Here is a 12,082-nt window from a genome sequence, read left to right on the forward strand (position 1 = left end):
ATCCTTAATAAACATCATCTTCGGGAAGTGACCTAGTGATCGTAACCAATAATTTATAGATATTGGCCAGTTCCCACCTTCTCAATCGCTCGACCACCCTTTGCCTCTTTACCTTCAGCAACTAGGGTTCGCACATAGACGATACGCTCGCCCTTCTTGCCCGAGATCTTGGCCCAATCATCAGGATTGGTAGTATTGGGCAAGTCTTCGTGCTCTTTGTATTCCTTGGCGATCGACCAAATCAAATCCTGAGTACAAATTCCGCCATCCGACCCAGCAATTGCTCGCTTGATCGCTAATTTCTTAGCTCGACGCACGATATTCTCAATCATGGCACCAGAAGAAAAATCCTTGTAATAGAGGATCTCCTTGTCTCCATTTTGATAAGTCACCTCGAGGAAACGATTCTCTTCGTCTGTACGATACATCTCTTCGACAGTTCGCTCAATTATCGAACGAACTGTCTTTTCTCGATCTCCGCCGCCGAGGTTTTTCACCTCTGACGGATCAAGCGGAAGGTCAGAGGTGAAATATCGACCAAAGATCTGTGTCGCTGCTGTCTCATTAGGACGCTCAATTTTAATTTTCACGTCAAGGCGTCCTGGGCGCAAAATTGCTGGATCTATCAGATCTTCTCGGTTAGAGGCGCCGATAACAATAACGTTCCTAAGCGTCTCTACACCGTCAATTTCGGCCAAGAGTTGTGGGACTATGGTTGACTCCATATCTGAGCTGATACCGGTACCTCTGGTTCTAAAGAGTGAATCCATCTCATCAAAGAAGATTATGACTGGATTGCCCTCTTCAGACTTTTCACGAGCTCGCTGAAAGATCAGTCGAATTTGACGCTCCGTCTCTCCAACGTACTTATTTAGAAGTTCCGGCCCTTTGATATTCATAAAGTAACTACGCCCAGTAGCTTCGCCTTTTATCGCCGCTACCTTCTTAGCCAACGAATTGGCTACCGCTTTTGCAATTAATGTCTTTCCGCAACCTGGAGGACCATATAACAATATTCCTTTTGGAGCCGGAAGTCGATAATCCAAAAAGAGTGCTCGGTGCAAGAATGGTAATTCGACTGCATCGGTAATCTCTTCGATTTGAGTGTCGAGACCACCCACATCCTCATAGGAGACGTCTGGGACTTCTTCTAGGACCAACTCATCCACCTCAGGCCTTGGGAGCTTTTCTAGGATCAGATTCGTCCGGGTGTCCAATAGAACCGAATCCCCCGAGCGCAGCTTTTCATAGCGTGCATCTCCAGCGACTTCTACCACTCGTTCCTCATCCGCTCGAGCCGAGACTAAGAGCCTCTTACCAGGCTCTAACACATCCTTGACAGTTACAACCTCGCCGACCCGCTCTGGGGATCGTGCAAAAATTACAGCAAAAGAATCATTAAGTGCGACCTCTTGTCCAATCGTTATCTCTTCATCCAGTAGATCTGGATGCATAGAGACGCGCATCTTCCGCCCCGATGTGATGATATCGGCACTGCCATCATCATTCAACGATAAAAAAATGCCATAGGCGCTTGGTGGCTGAGTTAGCTTCTCAACCTCTTCCCTCAGTGTGGCGATATGCTCTCTTGCCTGCTGAAGGGTAACAGTTAGCTTCTCATTACGTGTAACTGTCTGAGATAGCTGTCCATTAACCTCAAGAAGTTTCTCTTCGAGGGCCCGCATCCTAAGTGGCGAATCCTGCAAACGCTGTCTAAGCTCTGCCACCTGCTCAGTAAGCACGGCCACCAACTCTTCCGGCGTTGCATTTCCATTCAATGATTCACTGTTAAAATCGTCATTGCTAGTCGTAGAGACCACCTCCCTAAGCCATACGCTACACCCTATGTCGACACTTTTGACACAGACAAAAGGCGTTTTGATGAACTAGTTACCTCGATTGCATCGTAATTGTCAAAATGTGCCCAATAAAGGACGCTGTCCTTCTAAATTTATATCTTGCGTAATCAACGTTGAATTAAAAAGTAAGTCAAAACGAGCCAAACGAATCACGTGATATAAGAAGGACCAAAGAATGAAAGTCTGGATTGACCAAGATCTATGTACTGGGGATGGACTCTGTGAAGAGATCTGCCCTTCCGTATTTACCCTTCAAGACGATGGCCTTGCATACGTAAAGGATGAGACCACAGTCTTCAACTCTCCCGGCGGAGCCCAGCAGATGGCGCTGGTTCCATCATCCAAAGAGAGCGAAGTTATCGAAGCTTCCGAAGAATGCCCGGGTGAATGTATATTTGTGGAGATGGAAGCTTAGATATCGCACCAGGTTGTAAAGACCCTAGGGCCATGGACATCTAAATTTAAAAACAGTTCCAAAAGACTCCAATTAACTCCTTAGCGCTAAATATGGAAAGATCTTTTAGCAGGTGGCTACAGCACAGAGTCACCTGCTACTTGCTTTCGAGGATAGTTTCAATCCCAGAGCCATCGGAATCGCATGGCCGCAGAAGAATTTGCAATGTCTAATAATTCACATTTACCCAGGAGCCTATCGCTAGAAGGTTTTGGACCTTGATTCATGGCAGGTCTTGGTCTTTTTATTTGCCCCGCACTTTCAGAAGAAGACAAGCAGATAGGCACGCTCATCCTAAAACCAGCAAAAACTTAGTCATCGTTTTTTGGGAGGAGGCTGGGCCATTGCCAAGAAGTGCCCTGGGCCGACACTTTGGCTTAGACACTTTGGCTTAGAGTAGAAATATACGCGATTCAAAGGGGTGCATCTTTGGTGTAATCAATGATTTGATGGTATTCGTATCGATAATCAGACTACCTATAGAGCTCACACTCTGACTTGCTCCTTGAAATCAAGCAAAGAGTATGAGAATGTCGTCGTGTTGAGATAGTCGACTAATTCCTTTGTGACTGGTTCAATCTTGGGAATGAAGCGATTGTGGGTTACAGCAGAGCGCCCTTGCTTCCAAACGTGTTCCTGGGGATTGAGTTGCGGAGAATACGGAGGGAAATGGACTGCTTCGATGTGATGCTCCCTAATTGCCTCTTGAGCGACGCTCCCTCTGTGCCATCCTGCCCCATCCCATATAAGCAGAATCTTCTCTCTTGGGTAGATCTTGCGGAGCTTCAGCAGTATGGCCGCTGTTTCATGCATAGTCTGGCGCTCTGTTGCAAATGCATGCTCCTTGCCTGTCTTGAGGTTCAAAAACCCATAGATGCTCCGGTTCATTCTGGTTCCATTGGTCTCAATTACAGCTGGTGTGGTTCCTTTCGGTATCCACACTTTCTGAGTAGTTGTCGCCTGAGTGAGAACCATCTCGTCTTCACAGAGAATCACCGTATCTGGATCAGAGAATGCCTCTTTCAGACGTTCTTGCTGCTCGTCTTTCCATTCAGCTACCGCTTGTGGATCAGCCTTCTCGTACTGTTTGCCCGGCAGATGGAAGCTGAACTTACTTTCCCGAAACAGAACGTAATAGCTAGTGCTAGAGGCATAGAGAACACCGTATCTGCGCTTGAGTACTGTAGCCAGGATCCGTGTTGACCAAAACGGGGAACTGCTATAGCCGTGGTCATTGGGAGTTGTAGTCGTGAGCATGATTGCCACTTCATCTCTTTGAGACTTTGAGAGAAGTACCGGAGCGTTGTTATGGCGCTTGTCCTTGAATGCCTCAGTGCCAACGCTGCGGAATGACCGTCGAATTCGCTGTACATGCTTGACAGAGAGGGCTGTCCTGTTGAGGGGACTCCCATCTTCAAGGGTGAGAACTGCCAGCGCCCGCTTATATTCGTCGATGTTTTCAGTCTTCGCCATGAATGCTTCAATAGTGGCGAGTTCCTCGGGTGTAAGCATGTCATGAGAAGATTAACACACTTTACAAGAAATTAAAAGGGCTCATTGGAGCATTTCAGAGTGTTATGCGAATAGTCGTTTCCTAGGCGAAGATTAAGCGTGGCCTTAACAATCCAGCAATATTGAGTTTTGATAAGTTATCGAGAGTCAGCGCTGAGAGTTACCAAAGTGCCGATGCTGAACAAAATGCCACTAGCACGACCACTAGCAACGCGACCTTCGTCGAAAGGAGTCTTGCTCAAATGATCAGCGGTTCCCTATAGCAGACAACCCAAGATCACCGGCTAGCCCCCACTTCTATTGATCGCACGATCTGCCTTGTCTTAAAAGTTGCAGTATGCACTAGCAACCCAAAGCATAAAACCAGCGTCTTTTTGTCGTTGACCATGGCAAACCTACAAGCCTTGCTTGGAATGTGGGTCCTCAGAGACGATGTCCATGGAAATCGTGGCAATGGGGTCTTTACTGATCAAAACTTACATACCACAGCAGTTAAATTAAATAAGAATACTGGCGCAATCACCAGGCGTGCGTCTAAATTCTCTGGCCCATAACCACCGGTCTTGGATCGAATTTGCGACCCATCCTGAAAATACGACGGAGCGTCCTCGGCCTCCTTGGACCTTACTTTAGATCCATGGGTTTCCCACAACGAAATCGTGGGTGTCTCGACTTCAAATTCATTTCACCAATCAAGTTGCCTCTAGTATTCCTTTCTGATAGTGTGCAAGTTTATGGACTGGCGATGGAGTTCGCCATAACTGCCACAATGGCTAATGACTCCTACATAGCGTAAGTATCAATACCGTATCGACTTACTTATGGAGGAAATTTTGGTCGTCAGCCCAGTTCTAATTCAAGTATGTCAAGTTCTAACCGTCATACTTGGAGCACCCCTTTTACATGGTTTTATCGTGAAGCTGGAAGAGAAAATTCAGAGAGGCCAAGGACCATCGGTGTTCCAGCCTTATCGTGACTTGATAAAACTTCTGAATAAGGAACTAGTGATACCAGAAACCGCATCATGGGTATTTTGGGTCGCGCCAGTGGTCGCATTCACCTGCATGTTGATTGTACCGATTCTTATTCCAGTGCTGACAAATTATCCTCTCCCGCTGTCCAATATGGGTGACATTTTGGGAGGCGGATTAATTTTAACATTGGGGAGTTTCGCAATCCTCTTAGCCGGACTAGATTCAGGACAACCATTCGGGGGGTTAGGTTCTTCTCGAGCTGTAATGCTGACCATACTGGCTGAACCTACCTTGATTCTCATCTTTGTTGGCGTATCCTTTTTGGACCATTCAATGCTCCCCTTCGTCGCAAACCATTTACTAGTCAGAAACCCCTCCACCTACTGGAGCCCCGCCCATCTATTTTTAGTCTTCGGGTTCTTGATACTTTTAACAGTTGAGACTGATCGACTACCTATCCATTCGTCAATACATTACGAAATCTATATGATTGACGATGCCAGGATTCTTGAATATTCAGGACCATTATTGGCGGTCATCAAATGGTCTACATGGATGAAGCAGTTCATTTTGTACACCATTTTCCTAAATGTATTTTTCTTTCCGTGGGGACTTTCCACGAGCGGATCCATTCCATCATTGCTTTTAGCAATGGGCTTTATTGTCCTAAAATATGGGGCAATTGCCGCGGTTATGTCAGTTACAGACACGATTCAGTCTCGACTACGGTTTTATCGATATCAAGAACCGTTGGCGTTATCATTTTTGTTCGCCGTGGTCGCCTTGATCGCAAATCAGATCTAGAGGTAATGGTATGTTAATAGCTCATTTAAGCTCTCTTGCGACTTCAATTTTCAGCTTTCTGATAACCATTGCATTAGTTTTATCCTTTGTAATGATTGGATCACATTGGCTGAGAAACCACATCTTGGCATTTGCGGCCGAATCTTGGGTCATTGCAATTTTGTCAGCCTCGGTAGCATATTACGGACACTACAAAGAGCTGTATTTAATTGCTATCCTAACGGCGCTATTCAGAGGCAGTTTACTACCCTATCTCCTATTGCGATTGGCAAAAAGGCTTGATATAAAGAGAGAATTTACGCCCATATTTCGGCCGGCCTCTGGCATGGTAATCGGCTCTGTTTTGGTAGTTTTCGCCTTCGTAATAAGTAGATCCCTTGGAGGAACATTAGGTTTAGCGAACAACATCGCACTAACGGCGCTGACAGCAATGTTCGGGCTAAAGCTCATTGGGTTTTTGCTAATGATTCTTCGATCAGAAGCAATTAGCCATATTCTTGGACTTTTAGTAATCGAAAACGGTATTTTCCTAGGATCTCAAATTTTAGTACCTGGACTTCCGCTCCTCTTGGAGCTAGTGATCTTGTTCGATCTGCTAATCATCGTTATGACTTTTGGAATCCTAGTCCGATACCTCAAGCTTGACGTAGGAACAACGTCATCTCGGGATCTCCAAAAGTTGGTTGGTTGAGACGATGAACCTGATATGGATATTATGGACAATTCCCATGGTGGCAATTTTGCTAGGCTTCCTGAGAGGGAAAAGTCTTAGGGACGAGTATGTAAATCTCATATCTTCCCTTGGTGTTTTTGTCGTGTCACTTGTCTTGCTGATTGCAGACGGTAGCAGCCAGAAGGTATACCTATCTGGGTACGTCCTCGTCTCGCCACTTGGAAATTGGGTAACATTCTGCGTAGGAATTGTATATCTCCTCGCATCTATCTATTCAGTTGGCTATATGAAACTCTTAAACGTATCGCCTAGACAGTTGTCGAAGTTCTACAGTTTAATGGAAGGATTTGCCCTTTCGATGCTAGTAGCGGCCTTTATGAACAACCCTGGACTCTATTGGATTGTTATAGATGTCACCACAATAATAAGCGCCTTTTTAGTTGGGTTTGAGCGGGGACCTGAGAGCATCGAGGCTTCTTGGAAGTACCTAATCATTGTTTCCTCAGGTCTATCACTAGCACTATTGGGAATTGTTCTATTCTATTGGGGAGGCACCTTCCACCTGGGCCAGGTATATTCAATGAGCTGGGAAACTTTGCATTCCGTTGCAGAACAGGTCCCGACGCCCCTCTTGTTGACGTCTTTCTTTTTAGTGCTAGTTGGCTTCGGGACAAAAGCTGGATTAGCACCAATGCACACTTGGCTTCCTGACGCTCATAGCGAGGGGCCTGCTCCTGTTTCAGCCATGCTATCTGGTGCCCTTCTCAATACAGCGATCTTGGGAATTGTACGTTTTCTTGCCATCTTAAAGGGCACTAAGTCCTCGGGTCCAGCTCATTTAGCAGTAATAATTCTCGGAGTGTTTTCTCTATTTGTTGCAGCTACTTTCATAGTACGTCAACAAGGCATCAAACGACTAATGGCCTATTCGAGTATTGAACATATTGGCATCATCGCGATTGGCTTTGGCTTTGGAGGGGCCCTGGGTGTCGCAGGGGCTATGTACAACATGCTCAACCACTCCCTAAATAAATCGCTAATGTTTTTCGGTTCCGGGAATGCAATGCGAAATTACAGATCTAAAGAAATCGATAAGATTCGGCGAGTGCTCACCTATTTCCCCGTGACAGGCTCCCTGTGGCTATTGGGCGCCATTGCAATTACGGGCGCTCCTCCGTTCGGATTATTCCAAGGTGAGGTATCTATCCTTCGCGCTGGGATGCAAAGCAAAAATGTTTGGGCGGTTTGGGTGGTGGCAATTCTTCTAATTGTTATCTTTATTGGTTTCCTAAATCACTTCCGAGCAATGTATTTCGGTTTAGATGTTGAACCAGGAAATGCACCAACAATAACAATGAACACTTGGCTGTCACTCCCAATGTGGTTGAGTTTACTAGCGATTGTAGTGTTAGGGCTCTGGTGGCCATCAGGGTTAGTGCATTTCTTCATAAACGCAGGGAAGTCACTTTAATGAGTAAATCAGTTCGAAGATACGTGCAGCCAACGGAACTAATCGATGTAGCGAGGGAACTTCTCGCCCTCGGATGTCGATTTCAGATGGCCTATCACCGCCACAGCGGACGATCCCTAGAGATTGTTTACTTGGTTGATCAAGGCCCCAACCTTGAATTCTTGGAGATAATCGTGCGCTCAGAAGGGGAACTACCTTCCCTTTCTGAGGTCGCCCCGTTACTTAGCTGGTACGAACGAGAGATCATGGATCTCTCGGAAATTACATTCATAGGTAATCCAGAATCTTTTCCACTGGTTGTGCTAAACGGAATGACGCTAGATGGCTCACCATTTGACCCCAACTGCGACGTTCAACCCCTTTTATCAGGAACTCCAGCGTCGCCAAGCCTTCCTGAAATTGAAGCAAGTCAGGTCCAAGACCTTTTTTGGGGTCCAATTCGCGCAGACATCGTTGAAACGGGCGAGTTCCATTTTGCATATATCGGTGAGGAAATCTTGCACCTCACTCCGCGATTATTTTACAAGCACCGTGGAATTGAACACGGCCTTCAAAATCGTGATCCCGCAGCTGGACTCATATTAGCAGAGCGAGTGTCTGGAGTTGGAACAATCAGTCACGGCTTGGCATACTGCCTTGCCGTCGAAAATGCGTTTGGGTTTGAAGTTCCCCAACGTGCACAATTATTGAGAATAGTATTGGCGGAGCTTGAGCGTATCTACAACAATCTTCACTTCTTTGCAATGTTAGCCAAAACGACGACCTTGAAAGTTGGTGAAGCCTTCGGACTACTGCTGGAGGAAGAGGCAAAGCAGATCAATGCCAAGTTGAGTGGTCACCGTCTACTTAGAAATCTTCTGTCCACCGGAGGTTTGCGCAGAGATCTCAACGTTGGGTTTCTCGCCTTTGAGCTTCGGTCCCTCAAAGCAAAGGTTCAAGACTATTTAGATTCGCTTGCCAACACGCAAAGCTACCTAGATCGTCTTATGGAAACCGGCATTCTTTCAGCTGATGCTGCATTCGATTTCGGCGCAACAGGTCCCATCGCGAATGCCTCAGGGCTTCAAAGAGACTTACGTGTCCATCATCCATATTCAGGATATGACGCACTTTCTATGAAAATTCCGCTTCGAACAAAAGGGGATGCCCTTGCCAGAGCCGAAGTTCGTGCCGAATCGCTCATTGGGGCATTTGATTTGATCGATCAAGCTATTGAGACCTTAGAACCAGGTGATATAAACCTATACAAACCAATCGTCCCTGTCGGGACTGTAGATGGACTCGGCTGGACTGAAGGGCCGAGAGGCTCATGTTTTTATGCAGTTCGTTTGAATGATGGAATCTTTGAACGGGTGAAGATAAAGTCACCTTCCTTTTCAAACTGGAAGGCGTTTCCCCTTACGGTTCACTCCTCCAACATGATGGATTACGCGATCAACGAGGCAAGTTTTGGGCTAACAATTGCTGGCGCAGACAGGTAGACAATAATGAAAAATTGGACCCTAAAAGGATTAGTCGCTGGTAAGGCGACAACGAACTGGCCGAACTCAGGTGACAACGATGGTCAAGATGGAGTAGCTGGAATGCCAATCTTTGACCCCAAACAATGCTCCTTGGGGTGCCAAACGTGCGTACAAGTATGTCCCACTAAGGCTTTTAGTGTAGAAAAAAATAATCTAGATGAGGTATCTGTCTCACTCGATTACGGACGATGTATCAACTGTCAAATATGCGTGGAGACTTGCCCAAGCGAAGCCTTGAAAAGTTCTCCCCAACGGGCCATGGTTTCAAGATCGAAAAGTGACCTTGTATCTTCAGACCTGGAGGGCGAACCGGAGGTCAATCGACTTCAAAGTCGAATAAGTTCTATCTTTAGGGGTAGCCTTCGCCTCCGGCATGTCGATGCCGGATCGTGCAACGGTTGTGAATCTGAGCTCGGCGCCCTGAACAGCCCATTTTACAATCTTCATCGCCTCGGAATATTCTTTACGCCGTCACCTCGATTCGCCGATGTCCTGCTTGTTACAGGCCCAGTAGTTCCCCAAATGAAAGAGCCGCTTCTGCGAACTTGGGAGGCAATGCCCAGACCACGTTTCGTAGTTGCCGCTGGGACATGCGCAATTTCGGGTGCACCTTTCGATTTTGGATATTCAGGCGGATATGGCTTAAGCGATCTTCTGCCCGTAGATATTTTTATACCAGGTTGTCCGCCCACTCCCGCAGAACTAATCCATGGTCTGCTTCTACTCACAGATCGAATCGACCAAAAAATACACGGTGGTAGAAATGAGCCTTGAACTAATTTCAATTGGCGCCGTATTATTGGCTGCCACCGTGGTGGCGGCTGGCCTCAAGCAATCCTTTTTCATTACCAGATCTTTTTTCTCCCTAGGAGTGCTATTCCTCCTAATAGGAAGCATGTTTGCATTGCCTCACGGTACCAGAGGCGTCGAACTCTTCCCAAGTGGAGGTCTTGCCGTTACCTTCTCACTTGATGCTTCAGCTAGCTGGCTTGTGGCGTGGGGATTGGCCCCAGCCCTCTTTGCAGGGATTACCATCTCCCGTAGCCGTATCTCCCAGGGCTGGTATGGGGGCGCCGCTCTTACCATTCTCGGAGCAATTGGAGTCGCTGGCTTACAAGACGGGATCTCATTTCTAATCGCCTGGGAAGTAATGAGCTTGGGCGGGGCATTCCTGTTGCTAAACGATCGGCGCGCTCCTACCGCTGATGCGGGTCAATCGAACCTATTCATGCTCTCATTACTTGAAGTAGGCAGCGTCTCATTGCTAATTGGCATGCTGGTGCTTGGATCGCGGGATCCTAGCTTTTCAGTCTGGCACGGCTTATGGCTTGGACTGTCACCACTAGAGACCTTCGGCATCGGAGTGCTGTTCCTGATTGGTTTCGGAGCAAAACTCGGGGTTTTGCCTTTCTATGAGTGGTATCCGTCTGCCTATTCAAGTGGCAGTGGTGCAACCGGGGCAATACTCTCGGGTGTGGTATTAAATGTCGCATGGTATTCTCTAGGTCGTGCACTTCTTCATTGGATGCCAGCCTCAAAAACGCCTCTGCTTTTTGGGGTGTTGGTTCTAGCCGCTGGCGTCATCTCGGCTATTCTAAGCATTTTGTACGGCTTCCAGCAAGGTGATTGGAGAAAACTACTTTCATTTTCGACAGCTGAAAATGGGGGCCTTGCCACAGCAGCACTTGGCGCTGCAATTATGTTCAGAGTTGCCGGACTCCCTGACCTTTCAACCCTGGCTTGGGTTGTTGGCCTTTTGCATCTGGGAGGACACTCACTTGCTAAGGGTTCGCTTATGATCACGGCGGATCAGATTTACGAGACAGGCGGAACCTACGAAATCAGTCAGCATGACGCCTTATCTAGAGCGCCTTGGACCCTAGGCGTTGGCGCCGTAATGGGTGGAATGAGCCTTTCCGCCATGCCTCCTATGGCTGGATTTGTAAGCGAATGGTTTCTTTTCCAAACTCTATTTCAGGCCTTTAGATTCACAAGCTCGACCGGTAGGGTTGCGCTGGCGTTAGCGGGTGCAGGTATAGCGCTAACCGCTGCACTCTCGCTCGCTACCATGATGAAGGTTTTAGGTGTCGGGATGCTAGGAAAAAACCAAAATAGAACGCCACAGCGCCAGACATTGCCCGTTGACCAAAAAAGCCGTTCTCTTGCAGTACTAAGTCTTGGAACATTGGCCCTTGTTTATTCGGTAGGAATGATCTGGTGGATCCGTGAACTTACATATGCATCTTGGATAGGACCATCACAAACCGTAAACCACATGGTTGACGGTTTGCTCCTAGTGCCGCTCTCATCTGGTTTCGCATTTATTTCACCATTTCTCTTAGTTGTAGTAGGTGGATTGCTCTCTCTTATTCCACTGGCACTAATTCGACTTAGACGTCATGGGATCAACGGTTATAGAAAAGTTCCAATATGGGCACAAGGTCTGGAAAAGGTACCCGAATCAAGCGCTACCACCGCTTTAGTATTCTCCAATGCTCTGCGCCAATTTTATAGCTTCATATACCGACCCAAGACTGTTGCCAAGTCTGACGGAAACGAGAAGGGCTACTTCGTAAAACAGGTAAGTTTCGAATACTCGGTGGCTCCAATTTTTGGGCCATTTCTTTTCTCACCAATTGTACGATTAGTTAGGTGGACCTCAGAAAAAACCTCAAAAATGCAAATGGGGTCGATGAACGTTTACATCCTCTACATAGGCTTGATGCTAATTCTGATCCTTGCAATAGCTATTTTTATATAGCCTTAGGTTCGGCCGCCACCGAACTATGCTAGACGCCGACCATGGTAGCCA

The 12,082-nt window shown here is 47.0% G+C and carries 9 protein-coding genes and 1 riboswitch; of the genes, 7 read left to right on the plus strand and 2 right to left on the minus strand.

What is annotated here, in order from left to right; all coding sequences use genetic code 11:
• Positions 1-53 precede the first annotated feature (53 nt).
• Positions 54-1,778, minus strand: coding sequence for a proteasome ATPase (arc, locus tag ACIDITHRIX25_RS77405; protein ID WP_349632171.1), 1,725 nt, complete (start codon positions 1,776-1,778; stop codon positions 54-56).
• 256 nt (positions 1,779-2,034) lie between these two features.
• Between arc and ACIDITHRIX25_RS77410 the strand changes: the two genes are divergently transcribed.
• The gene (locus ACIDITHRIX25_RS77410) at positions 2,035-2,274 is read left to right on the plus strand and encodes a ferredoxin (RefSeq protein WP_052606879.1); all 240 of its coding nucleotides are present in this window, start codon (positions 2,035-2,037) and stop codon (positions 2,272-2,274) included.
• Between the two features lie 525 nt (positions 2,275-2,799).
• Here ACIDITHRIX25_RS77410 and ACIDITHRIX25_RS77415 read toward each other — a convergent pair.
• Positions 2,800-3,825, minus strand: coding sequence for an IS630 family transposase (locus ACIDITHRIX25_RS77415; protein WP_201733120.1), 1,026 nt, complete (start codon positions 3,823-3,825; stop codon positions 2,800-2,802).
• A gap of 732 nt (positions 3,826-4,557) precedes the next feature.
• Positions 4,558-4,618: riboswitch (Fluoride riboswitch) on the plus strand.
• A gap of 40 nt (positions 4,619-4,658) precedes the next feature.
• On the opposite strand from ACIDITHRIX25_RS77415, the gene ACIDITHRIX25_RS77420 reads away from it, so the two are divergent.
• The 6 genes from ACIDITHRIX25_RS77420 to ACIDITHRIX25_RS77445 all read left to right on the plus strand — a co-directional run bounded on the left by ACIDITHRIX25_RS77420 (position 4,659) and on the right by ACIDITHRIX25_RS77445 (position 12,031).
• Positions 4,659-5,603: a respiratory chain complex I subunit 1 family protein gene (locus ACIDITHRIX25_RS77420; RefSeq protein WP_201733121.1), complete on the plus strand. Its 945-nt coding sequence runs from the start codon at positions 4,659-4,661 to the stop codon at positions 5,601-5,603.
• Between the two features lie 10 nt (positions 5,604-5,613).
• On the plus strand, positions 5,614-6,294 hold the full coding sequence (locus ACIDITHRIX25_RS77425) for a hydrogenase (protein WP_052606881.1): 681 nt from the start codon (positions 5,614-5,616) through the stop codon (positions 6,292-6,294).
• Between the two features lie 124 nt (positions 6,295-6,418).
• The gene (locus tag ACIDITHRIX25_RS77430) at positions 6,419-7,747 is read left to right on the plus strand and encodes a proton-conducting transporter transmembrane domain-containing protein (RefSeq protein WP_201733122.1); all 1,329 of its coding nucleotides are present in this window, start codon (positions 6,419-6,421) and stop codon (positions 7,745-7,747) included.
• Entirely contained in the window at positions 7,747-9,228 is a 1,482-nt protein-coding gene (locus ACIDITHRIX25_RS77435) for an NADH-quinone oxidoreductase subunit D-related protein (RefSeq protein ID WP_201733123.1), read from the plus strand. The genes ACIDITHRIX25_RS77430 and ACIDITHRIX25_RS77435 overlap by 1 nt, the downstream gene beginning before the upstream one ends.
• A 6-nt stretch (positions 9,229-9,234) precedes the next feature.
• Positions 9,235-10,044: an NADH-quinone oxidoreductase subunit B family protein gene (locus ACIDITHRIX25_RS77440; RefSeq protein WP_201733124.1), complete on the plus strand. Its 810-nt coding sequence runs from the start codon at positions 9,235-9,237 to the stop codon at positions 10,042-10,044.
• Positions 10,034-12,031, plus strand: a complete 1,998-nt coding sequence (locus tag ACIDITHRIX25_RS77445; protein WP_201733125.1) for a proton-conducting transporter transmembrane domain-containing protein — start codon at positions 10,034-10,036, stop codon at positions 12,029-12,031. Before ACIDITHRIX25_RS77440 ends, ACIDITHRIX25_RS77445 begins: the two co-directional genes overlap by 11 nt.
• Positions 12,032-12,082 lie beyond the last annotated feature (51 nt).

It is taken from the genome of Acidithrix sp. C25 (genome assembly GCF_904848545.2).

What these genes read in the sequence shown, in the direction of transcription:
- ACIDITHRIX25_RS77410 (WP_052606879.1), top strand. Translation starts at nt 2,035, where the DNA reads ATGAAAGTCTGGATTGACCAAGATCTATGTACTGGGGATGGACTCTGT.
- ACIDITHRIX25_RS77440 (WP_201733124.1), top strand. Translation starts at nt 9,235, where the DNA reads ATGAAAAATTGGACCCTAAAAGGATTAGTCGCTGGTAAGGCGACAACG.
- ACIDITHRIX25_RS77425 (WP_052606881.1), top strand. Translation starts at nt 5,614, where the DNA reads ATGTTAATAGCTCATTTAAGCTCTCTTGCGACTTCAATTTTCAGCTTT.
- ACIDITHRIX25_RS77415 (WP_201733120.1), bottom strand. Translation starts at nt 3,825, where the DNA reads ATGCTTACACCCGAGGAACTCGCCACTATTGAAGCATTCATGGCGAAG.
- ACIDITHRIX25_RS77435 (WP_201733123.1), top strand. Translation starts at nt 7,747, where the DNA reads ATGAGTAAATCAGTTCGAAGATACGTGCAGCCAACGGAACTAATCGAT.
- ACIDITHRIX25_RS77445 (WP_201733125.1), top strand. Translation starts at nt 10,034, where the DNA reads ATGAGCCTTGAACTAATTTCAATTGGCGCCGTATTATTGGCTGCCACC.